This is a genomic window from Pseudostreptobacillus hongkongensis (genome assembly GCF_001559795.1).
Lineage (GTDB): Bacteria > Fusobacteriota > Fusobacteriia > Fusobacteriales > Leptotrichiaceae > Pseudostreptobacillus > Pseudostreptobacillus hongkongensis.
The window spans coordinates 25,008-47,154 of sequence record NZ_LOHY01000088.1 but is presented as its reverse complement, the minus strand read 5'-3'; the positions used below and the strand labels follow the sequence as shown (position 1 = coordinate 47,154).

Genomic DNA, 22,147 nt, shown 5'->3' with positions numbered 1-22,147 from the left:
TTATACTTAAGGAAATCACGATTTGACTTAGAGCTTATACGGATCTTATAATAATTAGATATATGACTGCCACGTGCTTTTTAAGGCGACCAAATCCACATCACTCCGGTATCTTGGCTAAGGACTTATGTCCTTTTTTGTTTATAAATAAAAAGGATTAATCTCTATTAGAAATTAATCCTTAACACATTATTTATCTTCATTTATTTTTTGTAATTTCAATTCATTTTCAAGTTGAGCTCTATCTATATCAGCTGGTGCTCCTGTTAATAAATCTTGACCCTTATTAGTTTTAGGGAATGGTATTACTTCTTTTATAGAATTTTCTTTAAGCATAGCCATTAACCATCTATCTATACCAAAAGCTAACCCTCCATGTGGTGGTACTCCATAACTTAGTGTTTCTAAGAAGAATCCAAACTTATCAAGTTGTTCCTCTTTAGATAATCCTAATGTATCAAATACTTTTGATTGAAGCTGGCTATCATGTATTCTTATAGATCCTCCACCTATTTCATAACCATTTAAAACTAAATCATAAGATTCTGATTTAATTTTTTCAAGTTCACCTGAATATAGATACTGAACATCTTCTTTTTTAAGAGAAGTAAATGGATGATGTTGTGCAAGATATCTACCTTCTTCTTCAGAATATTCAAACATAGGGAAATCTACTACCCATAAGAATTTAAATTCATCTTTATTAATTAATCCTAATTCATCACCAAGTTTTAATCTTAAAGCTCCTAGGGCATCTAAAACTAATTTATTTTTATCTGATAGTATAAAGGCAATTTCTCCATTTTTCATTTCTAATGAATTTACTATATTATTCATAGTTTCTTCATCAAAGAATTTAGAAATAGGTGAATTTATACTTCCATCTTCAAGTTTTTTAATATATGCAAGCCCTTTTGCTTTATAATAAACCTTAACAAAATCTTCTAAATCTTTTATTTTCTTTCTTGAAAATTCTTTATCTTCGCAAACTAAGGCTCTAACACTACCACCGTTTGCAATTGCTTCATCAAATACTACAAAGCCTTTCCCATTTACTACATCTGATATGTTCTTTATTTTCATATCAAATCTTAAATCTGGTTTATCTGAACCATAATTATTCATAGCATAATCATATGTTATTCTTTCAAATTTTTCATTTTTTTCTTCACCAGTTACATCTTTAAAAACTTTTTTAGCTAATCTTTCAACTAATTCTAATATATCTTCTTGATGTATAAATGACATTTCTAAATCAAGTTGAGTAAACTCAAATTGTCTATCTCCTCTTAAATCTTCATCTCTGAAACATTTTGCAAGTTGATAATACTTATCCATTCCTGCAACCATCAATGTTTGTTTAAATAATTGTGGAGATTGAGGAAGAGCATAAAAATCTCCTTTTTGTATTCTACTTGGAACTATAAAGTCACGCGCACCTTCAGGAGTAGCCTTACCAAGTATAGGAGTATCTATATCTAAAAATCCTTCATTATTCATAAATTCTCTTATAGAAAATAGCATATCATTTCTTTTTTTAATATTATTTAACATTCTTTTTCTTCTTAAATCTAAATATCTATAAGTTAATCTAATATTTTCATTTAAATTATTTTCTGAAATTTCAAATGGTAATGGTTTAGATTCAGATAAAACGTTAATATCTAAAGCTAAAACTTCTATATCCCCTGTTTCTAAATTAGGATTTTTACTACTTCTTTCTGATACTGTACCATTAACTTCAATTACATATTCATTTTTTAATTTTTTAGCTTTTTCTAATACTTCTTTTGGCGAATTTTCATTTACCAATATTTGTGTTATACCATATCTATCTCTTAAATCTATAAATACAAAATGACCTAAATCACGTACTTTATCAACCCATCCTGATACTTTAACGGTATTTCCTACATTTGAAATTCTTAATTCATTAAGTTTATGCGTTCTATACATTATTTTATCCTTTCTATAACTTCATCAATTGTTAATATTTCTTGACTACCATCTTCAAAATTCTTAATAGATAGCTTATTGTTTTTCATTTCATCTTCACCTAAAATCAATACATATTTAGCATCTATCTTATTTGCTTTTTTCATTTGTGTTCCAAATCCTTTAGGTGCATATTCAAATTCAACATTGATATTATGTTTTCTTAAAGTATTAAGTGTATTGATAAAATAGTCTTTAGTTTCTTCAAAATATATAACAAATATTTTTTTATTCTCTTTTTTAATTAATTCATCATCAATAAGTAAAGATAATCTTTCTATACCTGCAGCAAATCCTATTCCTGGTATTTTAACATCAGCTAATATTTCTGTTAATCTATCATATCTTCCCCCAGCAAGAACAGTAGATTGTGCTCCTAATTTTGAAGATTTAACTTCAAATACTGTATCTGAATAATAGTCTAAACCTCTTACAAGTTTCTGATTAACTACATAATTTATTTCAAATTTTTCTAAATAATATTTTAAATCTTCAAAATATTTGTTACTTTCTTCATCAAAGAAATCATGCAACATTGGAGCATTTAATAATATTTTTTGATCATTTTCATCTTTAGAATCTAATACTCTTAATGGATTTTTATCACTTCTTATTTTAGAATCATTACTTAATCCATCAAAATTAACTTTAAGATATTTTTTTAATTCTTCTATATATCTAAATCTTGAATCTATATTTCCTAAAGAATTAACTTCAACAACTAAATCATTAATTCCTAATTTTTCAAGAAATTCACAAGCCATTTTTATAATTTCTGCATCAATTAAAGGTGTTCTTATACCCAAACTTTCTATACCAACTTGATGAAATTCTCTATATCTACCTTTTTGAGGTGCTTCATATCTATACATAGGTCCATAATAGTACCATTTAACATTGGGATTTGATTTATGTAATCCTGCATTTAAATATGCTCTTACAACACCAGCTGTACCTTCAGGTCTTAAAGTTACACTTCTATCACCCTTATCTATAAATGTATACATTTCTTTTGAAACAACATCTGTTTCATCACCTACAGCTCTTTTAAAAAGACTTGTTTCTTCAAGTATAGGAGTCATAACTCTATCATAACTATATTTAGAAAAAATCTCTTTAGCCGTATTAATTATATATTCATATTTTGCCATATCATCAAAATATGTGTCTTTCATTCCTTTTAAAGTATCAAACTTCATTAAATTCCTCCTTAATTTTAGAATATATTAATTCATGTATTTCATCTATAGTTTTCATCTCATTATTTTCAACACAGTCTACTATTATCCACCCTTTATTTTTAGCTATTTCAAGAGCATTATAGTATGAATTCTTTAAATACTGTACATTACTTTCATGTATATCTTTTTTTTCTTCTCCGGTTATTTTATTTTCCCTATTTTTCATTAAATTAACAGTATAATCTATAGGTACATTTAGAAATATAACCATATTAGGTTTAGGTAACTCTAGTTTATTATATTCAAAATCTTCAAGCCAAGTTAAAAAATCATTTTTATCCTTACTATCAGATATTTTTGAACATTGATGGACCATATTAGAAGTAGTATATCTATCACTTATTATATAATAACCCTCTTTATATTCTTTTTCCCATTTCATTTTATATGAAGCAAATCTATCTACACCATAAAAACTTGATGCAGTATATGGATTTACGTCTTCTGGTTTTTTACCAAAATCACCATTTAAATACATCTTAACAAGACTAGATGAATCTGAATCATAATCTGGAAAACTTATTTTTTTAACTTTTAAATTATCATGTACTAATCTTTCATAAAGCTTTTGACTTTGTGTTTGTTTACCACTACTATCAGTACCTTCTATTATTATCAATTTACTCATATTCTACCTCAATATTTTTCTAAAATTACTTTAAGGCTATGCCAACTTAGTGTAGAACACTTTATTCTTGCAGGCATATCTTTTGTTATTTCTAAAATTTCAGCATTTCCTAAAATATTTCTTTCATCTTCAGTTAAACTTTCACTTTTCATCATTTTAAAAAATGCAGTAACTAACTTTTTAGCAAAATCTACATCTTTATCTTTTATTAACTCTACAAGCATAGCTGATGATGCAGTAGATATAGCACAACCATTACCTAAAAATGATGCATCAACAATCTTATTACCATCAATCTTAAGAACTAAACTTAAATCATCTCCACAACTAGGATTATGTCCTCTTTCAACATCTGTAGGATCATCTATTTCTTTTTTTAAGTCACTCCGATTATATTCTAATATAGTTTGTTGATAAAGTTTTTCTAAATTCATATTTATCTCCATTTTTTACATTTTTTATCATTTTATTATATCACGATAGTGGTAAAAAATAAAGAAAAAATAGATGTTAAATAAAAAGAATTCCTTACGGAATCCCTTTCATTATATTAATTTTTCAAATTCTTTTAAATTTTCTTCAAATATCGCAAGACATGAATATACTGGGTCATTTGTACTCATATCAACACCAGCTTCTTTTAATACATCTAACGGATATTTACTAGCTCCTGCTTTTAAATATCCTTTATACAACTCTACAGCTTCTTCACCCATAGTTAATATTCTATGTGCAAATGCATATGCTGCAGATATTCCTGTAGCATATTGATATACATAGAAGTTGTAATAGAAGTGTGGTATTCTTGACCATTCATAAGGTATATTATCATCATAAGTCACACTCTTACCATAATATTTCTCATTTATTTCACCATATAACTTAGTTAAATAATCTGCTGTTAAAGGTTTACCTTCTTCAAGAGATTTATGCATTTCATATTCAAATTCAGCAAATTGAGTTTGTCTAAATAAAGTTCCTCTTATACTATCTAAATTATTATTTAAAAGATAAGCTTTAACCTCTTTATTATCTTTATATTTATTCATTAAATAATTATTTAATAAAACTTCATTTGTTATACTTGCAACTTCTGCTAAGAATATTGTGTAATATCCATAAACTGCAGGTTGGAAGTTTCTTGTATAATAACTATGTAAACTATGTCCTAATTCATGTATTAAAGTAAATAAATTATCTATAGTTCCTTTCCAACTTATTAATATAAATGGATTAGTTGTATAACTACCACTAGAATATGCTCCACTTCTCTTACCTTCATTTTCAGCATAATCTATCCATCTTTCATCAAAGGCTCTTTTAACTATTCCAACATATTCTTCACCTAATACAGAAATTGCTTCAAGAATTATTTCTTTTGCTTCTTCAAAAGTAAATTTAAGATCTACATTATCAACAAGATTAGTATGTAAGTCATACATATGTATTTCATCAACCTTAAGAAGTTTCTTTCTTAATTCTATATATTGATGTAATAATGGTAATTTATCATTTACTGCATGAATTAAAGCATCATAAACCTTCTCATCAATATAGTTATGTGTTAAGGCAGCATTTCTTGATGATGTATATTTTTTTAATTTAGCTGTTACCATATGATTTAAAACTACACCTTCTAAAGTTGCTGCAAATGTATTTTTTAAATTTTTATAAGCCTCATACATACTATTATATGCATTTTCTCTTAAAACTCTATCATTTGATTCCATATACACTTGATATCTTGAATGATTCATAGGTAATACTTCACCTTTAGAATCTACCACATCATTAAATTTAATGTCTGCATTATTTAACATTGAGAACGTTTTTGAAGGAGTTTGCATAATATGTCCCATATTAGCTATAATTTCTTCTTCTTTTTTACTTAAAACATGTTCTTTACTTTTTATTAATTTTTCCATAAAGAATTCAAATATTTTAAGTTCTGGATCAGCAAAATATTCCTTAACTTGTTCTTCTGTTAATTCAAGTAATGATAAAGAAACAAATACTGTTTTAGTTTCAAAATCTGTATATAGAGCAACTGCTTTTGAATTATACTCTTGATATTTAGAATTTGTTGTATCTTCATCATTTTTTAAATGTGCATAAGTATATATTCTTGCAACTCTGTTACCTAATTCTTCTTCAAATTTAAGTACAGTTTTAATATTTTCTTTACTATCAAGCATAGTATTTTCATATTTAGTTATTTGTTCTAAATCTTTAGTTATTAAATCTAATTCTTTTTCCCAAGCTTCATCATTTTTAAATATAGTTGTTAGATCCCAAGTCATTTTAGGATCAACTTGACTTCTTTTTAATATTTCTGACATTTTATACCTCTTTCGTTTTTATTTCATTATATCACAATTAATAAAAAAAAGGTAGTAGACTAGCATTAATCTACTACCAAAAAATTATAAATTAAAGAAAGAAACAACTAAATTATAAACTGATATTTTCTTCAGTTTCTATATCAAATATGTGTGAACGTGATGTGTCAAAGTAAAATCTTTCTCTTCCTTGTTTATTTGTATCACTTATTCCATCTACATTCATTCTTGCTGTCATTTGATTTCCATTTAACATAAAGTATATATATTCTTCATTTCCCATTTGTTCTACTACTGATATATCCCCTTCTACACTATATGAACTTTCTTCTTTTGTTGTCACTATATTTTCTGGTCTTATTCCAAATATTACTCTCTTTCCTATATACCCTCTTACCTTTTCTGCCTTATTTGATGCTAGCTCCACTTGTGATCCATCTATATCTACATATACCTTTCCTTCTTTTTCCACCAATGTTGCTTCTAATAAGTTCATTGTTGGTGACCCTATAAATCCTGCAACAAATTTATTTGCTGGTTTATGATATAAGTTTAATGGTGTATCTACTTGCATTATTCTTCCTAATTTTAATACTGTTATTCTATCTCCCATTGTCATTGCTTCTACTTGATCATGTGTTACATATATCATTGTTGTCTTTAACTCTTTATGTAATTGTGTTATTCTTACACGCATTGATACTCTTAGTTTTGCATCTAAGTTTGATAATGGTTCATCAAATAAGAATACTTTTGGTTCTCTTACTATAGCACGTCCTAATGCTACCCTTTGTCTTTGTCCTCCTGACATTTCTTTTGGTTTTCTATCTAATAACTCTGTTATTTCTAACTTTGCTGCTGCATCTTTTACTCTTCTATCTATTTCTTCTTTCGGTGTCTTCTTTAATTTTAATCCAAATGCCATATTTTCATATACTGTCATATGTGGATATAGTGCATAGTTTTGGAATACCATTGCTATTCCTCTATCTTTTGGTGGTACATCATTTACTAGTTGATCTCCTATGTATACTTCTCCTCCTGTTATTTCTTCTAGTCCTGCTATCATTCTTAATGTTGTTGATTTTGCACATCCTGATGGCCCTACAAATACCATGAATTCTCCGTCTTTTATTTCTAAATCTATCCCATGTACTGCTTTGAATCCATTTGGATACTCTTTTTCTACCCCTTTTAATATTACTTCTGCCATCTCTACTCTCCTATAATCAAATATTTCATCCTTCAAGATAAGTATACCTCGAAAATTTAAAAAGTCAAATTAATTTTGAAAATTTTTTTCATTTTTTAATTTTTAAAATATATTTTTTTTCAAAAAAAATTTTTTTATATATAAATTATAATCTTTTATTTTTCTTTACTTTTCAAAATTTTAATTATATAATAAGTAAAGAAACGGAGGTTAATTATGTATAAATATGACGGTCTATATATACTACTAAAAAAGAATAATCTAAAAAAATCAGATTTAACAACTTTATTAAACATATCATCAAGAACAATTTCTAAAATTTCTCGTGGTGAAAAAATATCAAATTTTGTAATTAAAAAAATATGTGATTTTTTTTCATGTGATGAAAAAGATATATATATAAAAGTATCTAAAAATCCTATTCTTCAAAGATTGGCAGAAGAAAAGGAAAATAAAATTTCTGGTGGACTATATCATGAAATTCAAGTTAGAATAACTTTTAACTCTAATCATATTGAAGGTAGCAAACTAAGTGAAGAAGAAACAAGAATGATATTTGATACAAAAACAATTAATACTAAAGATTCATTACCAGTTGATGATATAATAGAAACTATTAATCATTTCAGAGCTATTGATTATTGTATAGAAGTAGCAGAGGAACCTCTAAATGAAGAAATAATTAAAAAAATCCATTATTTATTGAAACGTAATACAAAAGCTGAAGAGCTATCATGGTTTAATATAGGTGATTATAAATCAAAAGAAAATATCGTAGGTGGTAAAGAAACAACAAAACCTGAAAATGTTAGTAATGCTATGAAACAATTGATTGATTCATATATTAATTCAGAAATAACTATTAAAGAAATTATTAAATTTCATCATGATTTTGAATCTATACATCCATTCCAAGATGGGAATGGTCGTGTAGGTAGATTAATAGCTTTTAAAGAATGTTTAAAATATAATATAGTTCCTTTTATAATTGAAGATAGCAAAAAATATTATTATTATAGAGGATTAAGAGAATGGGAAAATGAACCTGGTTATTTAATAGATACTTGTCTTGACGGACAAGATACATTTAGAAAATTATTACAATTATTTAACTTATATTAAAATAGAGAGTCATAACTCTCTATTTTAATTAATATTAGCTTTCATTAATCTTATTATACTTGCTCTATCATTTTCATCTAGTTTCATTCTAATAAATTTAATAGTTTCTTCAAGTTGAGGTATAGTCATATATTCTAATGCATTAACTCTACGTCTTGTTTTTTCTATTTCATCAGCCATAAGTTCTGTAGACTTTTCTATTTCTGATAATTTTAATAAATCCATCATAACAGAACTAATATCTTCTAAAGCATAATCAAGTTCAGATGATGTTTGAGCATAAGAATATGGATATATATCATTTTCATCTCCAATTTGTTCTAAATGTAATTTAGGTATTCTAACACTCATAACATTTTGTGTATCTATGTCAACTTCATATTTAATCTTAGGTATCGCAATAGCTTCTTCAAATGTAGCTTCAGATATTAAAGATTTAGAAATCGCAAAATTTTTCAAAGCTATTTTTAATTTTTCTTCTACTTTTTCACGCATTTTCTTATTTTCTTTTATAGTTTCTATAAATATACGCATTAATTCATCTTGTTTATCCTTCAATAACTTATGACCTTTTTTAGCTGTAACTAACTTTATTTTTAATTTACTTAGTTCCATTCTTGTTGGATTAACATTTAATCTAGCCATAACTAATTATCCTTTTTTTCAAGATATTTTTCTAAATACATATCTCTTATTCTCTTTAATTCTGTTCTTGGTAGTATTCTTAATAAATCCCAACCTAATTCTAAAGTGTCTATTATAGTTCTATTAGTTTCAAATCCTTGACCTACATATTTTTCTTCAAATTCAGTTGCAAACTTAGCAAATTGTTTATCTGTATCAGAAAGAGCAGATTCTCCTAATATTACAGCTAATTCTTTTGCTTCTTTACCAGTTGCATAAGCTGAGAATAATTGATTCATTGTATCAGCATGATCTTCACGTGTTTTACCATTTCCTATACCCTTATCCTTAAGTCTTGATAAAGATGGTAAAACATCTATAGGTGGCATTATATTTTTCTTATATAATTCTCTTGATAAAACTATTTGTCCCTCTGTAATATATCCAGTCAAATCTGGAATTGGGTGTGTTTTATCATCTTCAGGCATTGTAAGTATTGGTATTTGAGTAATACTTCCAGGTTTCCCTTTTAACTTACCTGCTCTTTCATAAAGAGTTGATAAATCTGTATATAGATATCCTGGATACCCTCTTCTTCCTGGAACTTCTTTTCTTGCAGCCGATATTTCACGTAGTGCTTCACAGTAATTAGTTAAATCTGTAATTATTGTTAAAACATGCATACCTTTTTCAAATGCTAAATATTCTGCACAAGTAAGTGCCATTCTTGGTGTTGAAATTCTTTCAACAGCTGGATCATTTGCAAGATTAATAAATAGAACTGCTCTATCTATCGCACCTGTCTTTTTAAAGTCTTCTATAAAGAATTCTGCTTCTTCATAAGTTATACCAACAGCTGCAAATACAACAGCAAATTTTTCATCAGTTCCCAAAACTCTAGCTTGTCTTGCAATCTGTGCTGCAAGTTCAGCATGAGGTAATCCAGAACCTGAAAATATAGGTAATTTTTGACCTCTAACTAAAGTATTTAGTCCATCTATTGCAGAAACACCCGTTTGGATAAACTCAGATGGATAATCTCTTGCAACTGGATTTAATGCTAGTCCATTAATATCTAATGATTTTTCAGCAACTATTTTAGGTCCATTGTCCTTTTCTCTTCCAAGCCCATCAAATACTCTACCTATCATATCTTCTGATACTCTTAATTTTAAAGGTTTACCTAAGAATCTAACTTTAGAATCTTTCATATTTATTCCAGCAGGAGATTCAAATAATTGTAATATAGCTTTATCTTCATTAATTTCTAAAACTTTACCTAAACGAATTTCTCCATTTTGAGTTTCTACTTCAACTAATTCATCATAACTTACACCTTCAACTCCTTCAACAGTCATCAAAGGCCCAACTATTTCATTAATAGTTTTATACTCTTTTATCATCTATATTACCTCCCCTTGTTTAGAGATTAATTCTTTAATTTCTTCATTTAATTCTTTATTTATTTCATCTATCTTATATATTTCTTCTTCAGATAAATATTTAGCTCTTGCTATTTTTTCTCTTACATCTAATTTTAATATATCATTTAAATATACATTAGCTTTTAAAGCCTTTTTAGCTTCAAAATAGAAATTTAAAACCATATTTAACATTTTATCTTGTTTAGCTAAAGATGTATATGTATCTTGTTCATGGAAGGCATTTTGTTGTAAGTAATCTTCTCTAATACTTTTAGCTGCTTCAAGTTTTAATTGATCTTCAAATGATAAAGTATCTTTACCTACAAGTCTTACTATCTCTTGAAGTCCTGATTCTTCTTGTAAAAGTTTCATAGCTTGTGTTCTATTCTTAGAAAATTCACTTGATATATTATTATCCATCCATTCATCTACCTTAGTTTGATATAGTGAATAAGAATTTAACCAGTTAATAGCCGGAAAATGTCTTCTATATGCAAGTTGTGCATCAAGTCCCCAGAATACTTTAACTATACGTAATGTTGCTTGTGATACTGGTTCTGATATATCTCCACCTGGAGGCGATACCGCACCTATTACAGTTAATGCTCCTATTCTTTCATCTTCACCAAGACATACTACCTTACCTGCTCTTTCATAGAAATCAGCTGCACGAGATGATAAATATGCTGGATAACCTTCATCTCCTGGCATTTCTTCAAGACGACCAGACATTTCACGTAGTGCCTCTGCCCAACGAGATGTAGAATCTGCCATTATTGAAACAGAATATCCCATATCTCTAAAGTATTCTGCTATAGTTATACCTGTATAAATTGATGCCTCACGAGCAGCAACTGGCATATTTGAAGTATTTGCAATTAATACTGTTCTTTTCATTAAAGATTGTCCAGTTGTTGGATCTATAATTTCAGGAAATTCCATTAAAACATCTGTCATTTCATTTCCACGTTCTCCACATCCAACATATACAACTACTTGAGCATCTCCCCATTTTGCAAATTGATGTTGAACTACTGTTTTACCAGATCCAAAAGGTCCAGGAACACAAGCAGTTCCTCCTTTAGTTACAGGGAAAAATGTATCTATAACCCTTTGACCTGTAATTAATGGTTCATCTGGATTTATTTTCTTTAAATATTTTCTTCCTTTTCTTACTGGCCATTTTTGTATCATATTTACATTTACTAAACCATTTTTAGTTTCTATAACTGCAATAGTTTCTTCAACAGTAAATGAACCACTTTTAATTTCTTTTATAGTTCCTTCTATTCCTACTGGAACCATAATTTTATGAGTTATTACTGAAGTTTCAGGAACTTCACCCAAAATATATCCACTAGATACAAAATCTCCTATATTTTTAGTTGCATTAAATTCCCAAACTTTTTCTCTATCAAGTGCATTAACTTCAACTCCTTTTAAAAGGAAATCTCCAACTTTAGCACGTATTTTATCTAATGGTCTTTGTATACCATCAAACATATTTTCAAGTAATCCAGGTCCAAGTTCAACCGAAAGTGGCATACCTGTAGTTACTACAGGTTCGTTAGTACTTAATCCTGTAGTTTCCTCATATACTTGAATAGAGGCTCTATCTCCTCTCATTTCTATTATTTCTCCTATTAATCTGCTGTTTCCAACCCAAACCATATCAAATACATTAGCATGTGACATGTTTTCAGCTACTACTAAAGGTCCTGAAACTTTTATTATACTACCTTTCAAACCAATACTCCTTTCAATTAAAATATATTAGTCCCTATAGCCTTTTCTATATTTTCATCTATTTTATTCATCCCTATATTTAAACTTCCCTTATTATTAGGTATAAGTGTAATTATAGGTAAAACTTCATTTTTATATCTTTCTATAACTTCAACTGATTTCTGTGCATATTCTTCTGTAATAAAAATTATACCATATCCATTTGAAGCTAAATTATCTACTGTTGCTTTAATTTTTTGTGAAATTAATTCATCATTTTCAAAGTTTTCTATACTATATACATCTATTCCTAAAACTTTAAATGATATAACCGTATCTCTATCTCCTATCGCTGCTATTTTATACATATACACCTCTCATTCTACCCTTTATATCTTCAGGATTTATAGAATTTATTTTAGATGATAGTATTAATCTTAATGCACGCATTTCATATTCCTTTGCTAGTATATATGTAAATATTGGTTCAGGCCCTATAGTTACATTTCTATAATCTCTTGCAAGATTTATAACCATATTATCATACATTTTTTCAATCAGAGCTATGTTTTGCTCTTTTTCAAATATATCCCAAACCTTACTATCAGAATATTTTTTAAAATTATTTATATATGAACTATTATTATCATATATTTTTATTAATTCATTTTTTGATATATTACCATTTTCAACAAATATATTTTCAATATAGTCTATATTCTTGTTTTGTTTTTTTAATCTTAAAAATGTAACTACATTATATTTATCAATTAAAATCTTTACATATTTTGTAAATATATCAAAATCTTTCATTTTTTTTGCAAGTTCATAAATATGCTCAAAGTATAATTTATCAAGAATTATTGCAGATACTTGTTTATCTTTAATATTTTTTACCAAATTATAGTTTTGATCTAATTTTTCTCTATTTTTAATTCCTGTATCTATAACTAAATCATCAAGATTAGAATTAGACTTACTATTTTTAAGTATTAACTTTAAATTTTGATATTCATATCTTAATGCTAAAATATCAACTATATCTTGATAATCCTTTGCCATTTCTCTTGAAAAATTATATACTCTTTTAGTTTCATTAACTAATATATTTTCATACATTTCGTCACTAGTTATACCTATCATAGAATACGAATAATCTGTATCATTTAATATTTTAATAATCTCTTTAGAAGTATTAGTTTCTAACATTTTAATTAATTTTTGCTCAGTTAAAAGTTTTTTCTCTTGAACCTTGATTATAGAAACAGGTAAAATAAAGTCATTTCTATTCATACTCATCCTCCTTATTAACTGAAATATTTTTGTATAATTTCTTCTAATTCTTCTTTCTTATAGTTAATTAAACTATCAAAAGTATAATTTTCTTCTATACCTTTATATTTAATAACAAATCCATTTTTTACATCATCTGTTATTTCAATATTTTTAAATTTATCTTTTAAACTTTCATATCTACTTGGCAATAATATTACTTCATCTTCAAAACTTTTATTTCTTTTTTCTAAGTTTGAAAATATAAAGTCATACATTTCATTAATAGATATATTATTAAGTTTTCCTTTTAATTCTTCTACTATATTTTCAATTAACTCTTGCTTTTTAGCAAGTAATATATTATTAGCTTTTAATTCTGTACTTGATTGAATTCTTTCAAGTTCTAACGTTTTATTTAATTCAAATTTTCTTAAAATAGAATTTTTTTCATTATTTATCTTTTCATCAAATTCAGATTTCAAAATTTGAATCTGGTGATTAGCTTCTAATTTTAAGACTTTTATCTTTTCTTCATTATCAGCTATTATCTTATTAACTATATTATCTAAATTTGACATAACTACCTACCCTATTACTGCATTATTTAATAATAGTATTGATATAACGAAACCAAGTAAGGCATAAATTTCAACCATTACCGCATAAACTATACCTTTAAATTGATGTTCTTCATTTTTAGCAAGTAAAGTTATACCTGCAACTGAAACTTTTGCTTGAGCTATAGCTGAATGAAGTCCAACAAATGCTATTGGAAGACAAGCAAATAATATAGCTGCTCCACTTAAAACTGAAGTTGATGAGCTTATTTTTAATGTAGCAAGTAATCCTATAACAAATCCATATAATCCTTGTGAACCAGGTAATAATTGGAATAAAAGAGATTTACCAAATTTTTCTGGTTCTTCTATAACTAATCCTGCTGCAGCTTCCCCAACCATTCCTACTGCTTTTGCTGATCCTATTCCTGAAAGTATTGCTGCAAGTGCTGCTCCTAAAATACCTAATGCTGGTCCTAAGTTTGCAAATAATGTTTCTAAATTTATCATTTTGTTCCTCCTAATTGTTTTTAATGTTTATATATTTTTCTTTTATTTTAAAATCTTTAAATGATTTTCCTCCACCTTCATAAAATTTAGAGAAAAATTCAACATATATCAATCTTGAAGTATGAACATATGCTCCAAGTACTGATAAGAATAAATTAAATCCATGCCCTATTACAAGAACAAGTAACATGAATATTATCATAATTCCACGATTACCTATCATAGATGCTATCGTATTAACAGAGTATGCTATATATCCTCCTGAAAGTCCAAGAGCCATAAGTCTGACATATGAAATTAAATCTCCCATATATCCTGAAATACCATATAAGGCATAAGTTCCAAGTCCTATTTTCCCTCCTAAACTTTTAGCTTCTCTACCACCAGTTGCTATAATTAATAACATAAATATATACATAGTATATTTAGATATATTAACACTACTATCTGTAATACCAGTTGCCTTAGCATATATATAGTAACCTGTTGCAATAAGTGTTACTATCCAAAATAGAACATCAAAAATCATATCCAAATATTGCTTGTTTCTTATAAGCAGATATGCTTTTAATAAAAGGGCTATAAAGACATGTATAACTCCTAATGTTATTGCAAGTATCATTATAGGTTGATAATTCTGAGTTGGTGAATAAATATGTAATGGTGTATCAAAATCATATCCAAAGAATGATCCATATAGTAATCCCCAGAATATAGTTGATATTCCTAACATCATTAAAAATTTAATCATATTCTTTGTAGACTTATCCAACTTAAAGAATATAAGTGCAAATACAGATATTCCTGCCATTACTAATCCATAACCTATATCTGCCATCATCATACCAAAGAATAACCAGAAAAATGGTGCAACCATTATAGTTGGATCTATTTCATTATACTTAGGTAATGAATACGTTCCTATAAGCATTTCATAAGGCTCAACAACCTTATTATTTTTTAATTTAACTGGTATATCTCTATCATTTTCATCAAATTCCTCATATGATAAATAATAGTTATCAGAACAAATTTTTTCTATTCTTTTAACAAATTCATCTTCTCTACTTTGAGGTATATAACCAGAAACTATACTTAATTTATCTGTATTTTTAAACATTTCTTTTGTTTCTTCATGTAATATTAAATTTCTATAATATTCACAAGAAATTTCTAAATCTTCTATTTTATCTGCATAACTTGAAATTTTTTCATCTAAACTTAACATTTCATTTTTAACTTTTTCTATTTCATTTTTCTTATCTTCAATGATATTTATAACTTTCTTATCAAGTCTTGATGTAAATTTATTAAAGTTATATAATCTTAAAATTTCTAATGCATTTGAATTCTTACTTGAAAATAATATAAAATTAACTTCTTTTTTATTTTTACTTATTATTTCAACTTCTGAATTTTCATCTATTTCTATAATAAATTTATCAAAGTTTTTAATAGACATAGTACCTAAATTTATATCTACTGTTTTTAATTTATATAAATCATCAGCTATTACATCTAATTTTTCCCAATTACTATATTCATTTATTTCATTATTCAAATTTTCTATTTTTTTATTATTTAATTCTTTTTCACTTAATAACCTATTAATTTCGTCAACTAATTCTAATACATTTAAACTTTTAACATAATTTTCAAGTTCACTGTATGTAAATTCTTTTTTTCCTTCTTTTAAAGATTTAAAAGTTGACTTCGGTTTACTATATTTTCTTATTTTTTTAATTATATTTTCTAATTTATATAAATCATCTTCTATATATTCTTTATTTTCTGACTTATATTCATCAAGGTTATAGTCGTATACTCTAAAATCTACTTCTTCAAATTTTTGTAATTCTTTTAATAAGGCATTAAGTTCATTTTTAAATGTTATCAAATTAAATTTTTTAACTTTAACTATAGCCATAAATTATCCTTTCATTAAAACATCTTTTAATTTACTTAATATCTCTTCCTTATTTTCAAGTAATTTGTTTTCTAAATTTATTGCCATTTTATCTGCATTTTCTAATTTATACTTTAATTCAGTAATTAAATCTTCTTTTTCATTTTGTAATTTTATAGATAATTCTTCTTTATACTTTTTTATCTCAGCTTCAAAAGAAGATGATAAATTAACTTTAAACTCTTCTACTTCACTTGATAAAGATTTTTGAATATTATCTAAATCTAATTTAGTTTGCTTTTCAACACTTTCAATTTTTTCAAGTATTTCTTTTGCCACATTATCCTCCTTTAATTAAATAATATTTTATAATCTCCATAACCTAGTTCATCTAGTTTATTATATGGTATAAATCTTAAAATTGCACCATTTATACAATATCTAAGTTTACCATTTGGACCGTCATTAAAAACATGTCCTAAATGAGATTTACCTATTTTACTTTTAACCTCTGTTCTATGCATACCATATTTATTATCTTCATAATATGCTATAGTTTCAGTCAGTATAGGTTTTGTAAAACTAGGCCATCCGCAACCTGCATCAAATTTATCATCTGATAAAAATAAGGGTTCATAAGTCACAACATCTACATATATACCTTTTTCATCAAATTGTTCAAAACTAGATGTAAAAGGTCTTTCAGTTGCAGAATTTTGTGATATATCATATTCAAAATCACTTAATTTATTTCTTATTTCGCCATCACTAGGTCTTACATATTTTTTATTAAAAACCGGTTCAATAACAGATAATAAGTTAATATGACAATATCCATTAGGATGTTTATCTAAATAATCTTGATGATAATCTTCTGCCAAAATATATTGACTCAGAGGAAACACCTCAACTTTAAGTTCTTTCCCTATTTTATTTTCAATATATTTATATATTTTGTTTATAATTTTTAAATCCTTATTATCTATATAATATATTCCAGTTCTATATTGTCTTCCTATATCTCCACCTTGTTTATTTAAACTAAGTGGATCTATTACTTTAAAAAATCTTAACAGTATTTCTTCTAAAGATATGAGTTTTGTATCATACTCAATTTCTAGCGTTTCTGCATGATCTGTTACTTTAAGAATTTCATAATTAGTATCTTCTGAATTTCCATTAGCATAACCAACAGTTGTTCTATCTATTCCAAGTACTCTATTAAAGTATCCTTGCATACCCCAGAAGCATCCACCTGCCAAATATATCTTTTTCATCATATCACCTCATTTGTAATCATTATACCATAAATGTTTTAAAGTTACAAAAAATTATAACTCTAGTTCTACATAAAAGAATGTATATAAATTTTTAATTACAAACATATAAAAAATACTTGCATAAAAAATAAAAATAGTGTATACTAATCATTGTCAACGGAAGTTGACAACCTCAATTAACCCCCCCTTTAGGAGCCAGTGTTGCTGGCTCCTTTTTTTACTTGAATAAGTTTAGATTAAAATATATAACAATGAAATTAAATAACAATTCTATTCATAAACAAAAACATACATCTAAATTTTTAGATGCATGTCTTATATTATTAGATATATTCTTATTTAACTTTGAATTGTATAAACATAGGATCATGATCACTAAATGAACCTTGAGATTGAGTAAATTCTGAATTAATTCTTATAACATCAACATTTACTTTACCTTTATATTTTTTATTAATTAATATATTATCTAAAGTTTGTGAATTTCCTTGATATACATAACTATATCTTTCACTCTTAGGTAATTCAGACATAGTATCTATTAATACATTACCATTAAGAGCTTTAATAGTTGGTGAAAATTCAAAATCATTCATATCTCCATGAACTATAACTGTAGCATTTGGATCAGCTTTCAATATAGTTTGTACAAATTCATTTACTCTTTGAGCCTCTGGAATTCTAACATCTTCAGAATGTCTTACAACTGGTTGTTGACTTCCATATATCTTATAATCTGCTCTCTTAGATTTTAAGTGATTTGCAATAACAAACACATTTTTACCTTGGAAATCAAATTGTGCTATAACTGGTTTTCTAACTTCATTCCATACAGGATCATTATTTCCTATTCTTCCTGGGTTAAATGTTAAATGAGTCATTCCATCAGTTTTAACAACTTGAGTATCAACTTTTGAATCTCCTTGATTAAACATAACAGGTGTCAATCTATCTTTTCTATATAAAATAACATTTCTTATATGCATTTCAGGCCATCCACCATCTTTTCCATCTTGTGGACTAACAGTCATCATACCATATTCTATTCCAGTTTGTTTTTTAATTTCATTTATTATAGCTGTAACATTTTCTGTTGCATCAACTACATCACTTTTCTTAGAACCATCATCATCTCCAACTTCTATTAATCCTAATACATCTGGAGTTTGTAAAACAGTTTTTACTTGTCTTGCAAGTTCTACAACTCTTTCAGGTGCATCTGCATGAGAGAAGTTTTCAATATTATATGATACAACATTTAACATTTCAGGATTATATTTATACTTATTAACTTCAGGGGCAGTTTTACTATCTGTAATTCCTGGGAATTCTGATATAGGGTATAATCTGTATTCTGAATTTTCATAATATATAACTCCAACTATATCACCATTTAATTTATCTCCTGGGTTAGGTGTTATTCCTTCTTTAAATTGACCTTTTTGAGTTAATTTCCATGGTTTAGTTGTTACTGTTAATCTTTGTGTTTGTTCATAAACATAATTGTTATATACTACTCCACCATTTTTACTTCTTGTTTCAGCATATTTACCATTACTTGGTACTATTACTATATCTCCATATTTTTCTTTAAATCCAGTAATTAAAGGATTTTTAATACGAACTACCATTCCCTCTAAAGATTCATAATAATCTAGAGCATTTTCTTTAACATTTAATGAATTTAAATTACCATTATGAACTCTTCTTGGAGTTTCTTTTCCAGTTATAACAACCGGATCTATTTTGTACATTTTAGAGTTATCAACTATTTCTACTTTTGATGCAGATATAGCTGTAACCGTTAACTGAGAAGGATCTGGTTTGCTAATATATGTTTCAATAACCTTACCATCAACTTTAACTAATTGACCTGGCTTAACTTCAAATTTAGCTTTATTTTCAATATAAATTCCTTCTGAAGTTTTAGAATCTTTATCAGACTTTAAAGATTGAATGAAAAATCCTGTGTCATTTTTAACTAAAGTAACAACACCAATAACATCTTTTACTTCTTTATTTACGAAAGTTGAATTCACTTTTACTCCTTGTATCTCCGATATAGTTTCAGAATTTGCGACAACTCCTAAATTAACTAGAAGTGCTAATAACATTAATTTTTTCATCTTTTCCTCCTTAAGTTTTATTACATTTTTATTATACCCTAAAATTTTGATTTTTCAAATAAAAATAGTATAATATATTAAAAATATTTGAAAGGAAAATATGATGAAAAAAATTTTAGTATTATATTTTATAACATTAAGCATGATTTCTTTTTCTAAAATAAATACAGGTGTTAAGTTTTTAGGTAATTTTGGAATAGGATCTCTGCAAAAAGGAACTTCTAATTTTAATTATAGCGGTTCTATGGAAGTTTATAAGAAGTTTGATATTTCAAATGATACGTTTATAAACTTTGGAGCTGGATTAGAAGTTGGACAAATTAACCCTATTATTTCAAAAGACTTAGAAAGTAAAAAGGTTTATATCTACCCTTCTATAAATTTTGAAGCTGGTAAAGAAATTGTTGATGATATCAAACTATCAGGAGAATTAAAATTTGGTTATACAAATTTTGTTGATAGTAATTATAAACTAGGTAATAAATTCATAATAAACACATCAGCAAATGTGACTTATAAAAATCTATGGGTTTCTCAAATTGGTGTTTCTTATCCATTGAATGTAAATATTTCAAGTGGAATAAAGGTGGACTTTTAATATGAAAAAAATTTTAATATTAATAACCATAATATTCTTAACTAGTTGTTCAACTATAGTTAATGGAGATAAACATAAATTTAAGATATACTCTAACACTAACAAAGAAATTATAATCTTAGATAAAAATAACAATATTATATCTAAATCTAATAGTTTATTAGAAATTTATCTTCCTAAAAAATATAGTTTTTGGGAAAGTGCTAATTATACTATAAAAACTAAAGATGAGACAGTAAAAATAGATAATAAAATCAATAAAACTGCTTTTGTATTAGGTAACATATTATTCCCTTTAGGATATATAATAGATGCATCTACAGGGTCTATGTATAATCTAGTTATAGATGGAAATATAATAGATACTATAGAATTAAAATAATCAATATAAAAAGTCCCAAATTGGGACTTTTATATTATGCTAAAAATCTAAATAACATCATTCCTATATATGTACCTATAACGTAACCCAAAGTACCTACAAGCATAACTGGTGCAACAAACTTATTCCAACCTTTAGATATTGCCATAGCCGTAGCTGTAGTTGGTCCTCCAATATTAGCATTTGAAACAAGTATAGCTTCTTCTAATGAGAAATTTAAAAGTTTTGTAAATATTAATGTTACAGCCATATTTACTATAACCATTATTGCACAAAATACTAATAATAATGGAGAATTCTTTATTATAGATAATATAGATGCAGGTATTCCTATAACTCCAAAGAATATATATATTAAAAATGTTCCTAATTGTTGAGTTCCTTCAATTTTTTCAAAAAATCTTGAAAATATACTAACAATTACTACTGTTATTGTAGTAAGTAAAACATATTTATTTCCTATAAATGATAAAACTGTACTTCCATAATTTATACTTCCAATAAAATCTGAAAGTTTAAATGAAACTGTAACTATTAAAACTGATATTGTAAAATTATATGTAATATCTTCTAATGTTATTGGTCTTCTTTCTTTTAATTTTAATTCATCTTCAGTTTTTTCCCCTTCTTTATATTCTCTAATAAAATACTTATTGAAAAAAGGTATAGATGGCATTATTATTAAAACAAAGAAATAAAGGACCATTAATAAATTATCACTCACTATTAAAGCAGATGTCATAACTTTATCAAGTCCAACTGCAGATTGAACAGCAACAAAATTTACTCCTCCACCTATATATGATGCACTCATAGTTCCTGCTATTTTAGCTACATCTGGCAAGTATGTTTTAAATATTAAAAATGCTATTACTGCTCCAAGAACTGTCCCAACTGAACTTAACAAGAAAATTGCTGCAAGTCTTCCACTTTCTTTCCAAATCTTTTTAATATCGCATTGAAATAAAAGAAGAGGAATAGCTATAGGGACTACATATCCCCAAACATTATCATAAACTGGTGATTCTAGTGGCAATATATTTAAATTTGACAAAAGCATAGCTATTAAAAGAGCCATAATTGCACCACTAATTTTATTAACTACAGTAAATCTATTTTCTAAATATATAGAAACTGTAGCTATTGCTAAAATTATAGACCACAATACTAATGTATTATCTGGACTTATACTAAAATTCATA

Annotated in this window: 21 protein-coding genes and 1 pseudogene; 3 read left to right on the top strand and 19 right to left on the bottom strand. The window is 26.5% G+C overall.

What is annotated here, in order from left to right; all coding sequences use genetic code 11:
- Nucleotides 1–189: 189 nt before the first annotated feature.
- From aspS to AYC59_RS04040, 6 genes are all read right to left on the bottom strand, one after another.
- Nucleotides 190–1,956: an aspartate--tRNA ligase gene (gene aspS / locus AYC59_RS04065; RefSeq protein WP_066895472.1), complete on the bottom strand. Its 1,767-nt coding sequence runs from the start codon at nucleotides 1,954–1,956 to the stop codon at nucleotides 190–192.
- The gene (gene hisS, locus AYC59_RS04060; RefSeq protein WP_066895470.1) at nucleotides 1,956–3,194 is read right to left on the bottom strand and encodes a histidine--tRNA ligase; all 1,239 of its coding nucleotides are present in this window, start codon (nucleotides 3,192–3,194) and stop codon (nucleotides 1,956–1,958) included. Before hisS ends, aspS begins: the two co-directional genes overlap by 1 nt.
- Nucleotides 3,184–3,864: a dTMP kinase gene (locus AYC59_RS04055; protein ID WP_066895468.1), complete on the bottom strand. Its 681-nt coding sequence runs from the start codon at nucleotides 3,862–3,864 to the stop codon at nucleotides 3,184–3,186. The genes hisS and AYC59_RS04055 overlap by 11 nt, the downstream gene beginning before the upstream one ends.
- Before the next feature lie 8 nt (nucleotides 3,865–3,872).
- A complete protein-coding gene (gene sufU / locus AYC59_RS04050) occupies nucleotides 3,873–4,298 on the bottom strand; it encodes a Fe-S cluster assembly sulfur transfer protein SufU (RefSeq protein WP_066895465.1) in 426 nt (141 codons plus the stop codon).
- Between the two features lie 111 nt (nucleotides 4,299–4,409).
- A complete protein-coding gene (gene pepF / locus AYC59_RS04045; protein WP_066895463.1) occupies nucleotides 4,410–6,203 on the bottom strand; it encodes an oligoendopeptidase F in 1,794 nt (597 codons plus the stop codon).
- Nucleotides 6,204–6,315: 112 nt separating this feature from the next.
- Nucleotides 6,316–7,416 carry an ABC transporter ATP-binding protein gene (locus tag AYC59_RS04040; RefSeq protein ID WP_066895461.1) on the bottom strand — a complete coding sequence of 367 codons (1,101 nt, stop codon included), beginning with the start codon at nucleotides 7,414–7,416 and terminating at the stop codon, nucleotides 6,316–6,318.
- Between the two features lie 216 nt (nucleotides 7,417–7,632).
- On the opposite strand from AYC59_RS04040, the gene AYC59_RS04035 reads away from it, so the two are divergent.
- On the top strand, nucleotides 7,633–8,538 hold the full coding sequence (locus AYC59_RS04035; protein ID WP_066895459.1) for a Fic family protein: 906 nt from the start codon (nucleotides 7,633–7,635) through the stop codon (nucleotides 8,536–8,538).
- Nucleotides 8,539–8,562: 24 nt separating this feature from the next.
- On the opposite strand, the gene AYC59_RS04030 is transcribed toward AYC59_RS04035, so the two are convergent.
- The 12 genes and pseudogenes from AYC59_RS04030 to AYC59_RS03980 all read right to left on the bottom strand — a co-directional run bounded on the left by AYC59_RS04030 (nucleotide 8,563) and on the right by AYC59_RS03980 (nucleotide 19,965).
- Nucleotides 8,563–9,183, bottom strand: coding sequence for a V-type ATP synthase subunit D (locus tag AYC59_RS04030; RefSeq protein ID WP_066895457.1), 621 nt, complete (start codon nucleotides 9,181–9,183; stop codon nucleotides 8,563–8,565).
- A 2-nt stretch (nucleotides 9,184–9,185) separates the two neighbouring features.
- Nucleotides 9,186–10,565, bottom strand: a complete 1,380-nt coding sequence (locus AYC59_RS04025; protein ID WP_066895455.1) for a V-type ATP synthase subunit B — start codon at nucleotides 10,563–10,565, stop codon at nucleotides 9,186–9,188.
- On the bottom strand, nucleotides 10,566–12,332 hold the full coding sequence (locus tag AYC59_RS04020; RefSeq protein ID WP_066895453.1) for a V-type ATP synthase subunit A: 1,767 nt from the start codon (nucleotides 12,330–12,332) through the stop codon (nucleotides 10,566–10,568).
- Between the two features lie 17 nt (nucleotides 12,333–12,349).
- Nucleotides 12,350–12,679, bottom strand: a complete 330-nt coding sequence (locus AYC59_RS04015; protein WP_066895451.1) for a V-type ATP synthase subunit F — start codon at nucleotides 12,677–12,679, stop codon at nucleotides 12,350–12,352.
- Nucleotides 12,672–13,604, bottom strand: a complete 933-nt coding sequence (locus AYC59_RS04010) for a V-type ATPase subunit (protein ID WP_066895449.1) — start codon at nucleotides 13,602–13,604, stop codon at nucleotides 12,672–12,674. Before AYC59_RS04010 ends, AYC59_RS04015 begins: the two co-directional genes overlap by 8 nt.
- Before the next feature lie 14 nt (nucleotides 13,605–13,618).
- Nucleotides 13,619–14,164, bottom strand: a complete 546-nt coding sequence (locus tag AYC59_RS04005) for a V-type ATP synthase subunit E (protein WP_066895447.1) — start codon at nucleotides 14,162–14,164, stop codon at nucleotides 13,619–13,621.
- A 6-nt stretch (nucleotides 14,165–14,170) separates the two neighbouring features.
- On the bottom strand, nucleotides 14,171–14,653 hold the full coding sequence (locus AYC59_RS04000; protein ID WP_066895445.1) for a V-type ATP synthase subunit K: 483 nt from the start codon (nucleotides 14,651–14,653) through the stop codon (nucleotides 14,171–14,173).
- A 10-nt stretch (nucleotides 14,654–14,663) separates the two neighbouring features.
- Complete coding sequence (locus AYC59_RS03995) at nucleotides 14,664–16,580, bottom strand: V-type ATP synthase subunit I (protein ID WP_066895443.1); 1,917 nt, start codon at nucleotides 16,578–16,580, stop codon at nucleotides 14,664–14,666.
- A 3-nt stretch (nucleotides 16,581–16,583) separates the two neighbouring features.
- Nucleotides 16,584–16,898 (bottom strand): hypothetical protein, encoded by a 315-nt coding sequence (locus AYC59_RS03990; RefSeq protein WP_066895441.1) that lies wholly within the window; start codon nucleotides 16,896–16,898, stop codon nucleotides 16,584–16,586.
- 11 nt (nucleotides 16,899–16,909) lie between these two features.
- Nucleotides 16,910–17,365, bottom strand: coding sequence for a peptide-methionine (R)-S-oxide reductase MsrB (msrB, locus tag AYC59_RS08445; protein ID WP_439332310.1), 456 nt, complete (start codon nucleotides 17,363–17,365; stop codon nucleotides 16,910–16,912).
- Nucleotides 17,354–17,836: pseudogene (gene msrA, locus AYC59_RS08440) on the bottom strand (peptide-methionine (S)-S-oxide reductase MsrA); the annotation flags it as partial. The gene msrB and the pseudogene msrA, both read right to left, overlap by 12 nt.
- 338 nt (nucleotides 17,837–18,174) lie before the next feature.
- Nucleotides 18,175–19,965: a DUF8508 domain-containing protein gene (locus tag AYC59_RS03980; RefSeq protein ID WP_066895437.1), complete on the bottom strand. Its 1,791-nt coding sequence runs from the start codon at nucleotides 19,963–19,965 to the stop codon at nucleotides 18,175–18,177.
- 103 nt (nucleotides 19,966–20,068) lie between these two features.
- On the opposite strand from AYC59_RS03980, the gene AYC59_RS03975 reads away from it, so the two are divergent.
- Both AYC59_RS03975 and AYC59_RS03970 read left to right on the top strand, forming a co-directional pair.
- Entirely contained in the window at nucleotides 20,069–20,563 is a 495-nt protein-coding gene (locus tag AYC59_RS03975) for a hypothetical protein (RefSeq protein WP_066895435.1), read from the top strand.
- A gap of 1 nt (nucleotide 20,564) precedes the next feature.
- On the top strand, nucleotides 20,565–20,945 hold the full coding sequence (locus AYC59_RS03970; protein WP_066895433.1) for a hypothetical protein: 381 nt from the start codon (nucleotides 20,565–20,567) through the stop codon (nucleotides 20,943–20,945).
- 34 nt (nucleotides 20,946–20,979) lie between these two features.
- Here the strand turns inward: AYC59_RS03970 and AYC59_RS03965 are convergent, their stop codons facing one another.
- The gene (locus AYC59_RS03965) at nucleotides 20,980–22,146 is read right to left on the bottom strand and encodes a DUF819 family protein (protein ID WP_066895431.1); all 1,167 of its coding nucleotides are present in this window, start codon (nucleotides 22,144–22,146) and stop codon (nucleotides 20,980–20,982) included.
- Nucleotide 22,147: the final 1 nt, after the last annotated feature.

Bases quoted from the DNA above. Each gene is read 5' to 3' on its own strand.
- aspS (WP_066895472.1), bottom strand. From the start codon at position 1,956: ATGTATAGAACGCATAAACTTAATGAATTAAGAATTTCAAATGTAGGA.
- hisS (WP_066895470.1), bottom strand. From the start codon at position 3,194: ATGAAGTTTGATACTTTAAAAGGAATGAAAGACACATATTTTGATGAT.
- AYC59_RS04055 (WP_066895468.1), bottom strand. From the start codon at position 3,864: ATGAGTAAATTGATAATAATAGAAGGTACTGATAGTAGTGGTAAACAA.
- sufU (WP_066895465.1), bottom strand. From the start codon at position 4,298: ATGAATTTAGAAAAACTTTATCAACAAACTATATTAGAATATAATCGG.
- pepF (WP_066895463.1), bottom strand. From the start codon at position 6,203: ATGTCAGAAATATTAAAAAGAAGTCAAGTTGATCCTAAAATGACTTGG.
- AYC59_RS04040 (WP_066895461.1), bottom strand. From the start codon at position 7,416: ATGGCAGAAGTAATATTAAAAGGGGTAGAAAAAGAGTATCCAAATGGA.
- AYC59_RS04035 (WP_066895459.1), top strand. From the start codon at position 7,633: ATGTATAAATATGACGGTCTATATATACTACTAAAAAAGAATAATCTA.
- AYC59_RS04030 (WP_066895457.1), bottom strand. From the start codon at position 9,183: ATGGCTAGATTAAATGTTAATCCAACAAGAATGGAACTAAGTAAATTA.
- AYC59_RS04025 (WP_066895455.1), bottom strand. From the start codon at position 10,565: ATGATAAAAGAGTATAAAACTATTAATGAAATAGTTGGGCCTTTGATG.
- AYC59_RS04015 (WP_066895451.1), bottom strand. From the start codon at position 12,679: ATGTATAAAATAGCAGCGATAGGAGATAGAGATACGGTTATATCATTT.
- AYC59_RS04010 (WP_066895449.1), bottom strand. From the start codon at position 13,604: ATGAATAGAAATGACTTTATTTTACCTGTTTCTATAATCAAGGTTCAA.
- AYC59_RS04005 (WP_066895447.1), bottom strand. From the start codon at position 14,164: ATGTCAAATTTAGATAATATAGTTAATAAGATAATAGCTGATAATGAA.
- AYC59_RS04000 (WP_066895445.1), bottom strand. From the start codon at position 14,653: ATGATAAATTTAGAAACATTATTTGCAAACTTAGGACCAGCATTAGGT.
- AYC59_RS03995 (WP_066895443.1), bottom strand. From the start codon at position 16,580: ATGGCTATAGTTAAAGTTAAAAAATTTAATTTGATAACATTTAAAAAT.
- AYC59_RS03980 (WP_066895437.1), bottom strand. From the start codon at position 19,965: ATGAAAAAATTAATGTTATTAGCACTTCTAGTTAATTTAGGAGTTGTC.
- AYC59_RS03975 (WP_066895435.1), top strand. From the start codon at position 20,069: ATGAAAAAAATTTTAGTATTATATTTTATAACATTAAGCATGATTTCT.
- AYC59_RS03970 (WP_066895433.1), top strand. From the start codon at position 20,565: ATGAAAAAAATTTTAATATTAATAACCATAATATTCTTAACTAGTTGT.
- AYC59_RS03965 (WP_066895431.1), bottom strand. From the start codon at position 22,146: ATGAATTTTAGTATAAGTCCAGATAATACATTAGTATTGTGGTCTATA.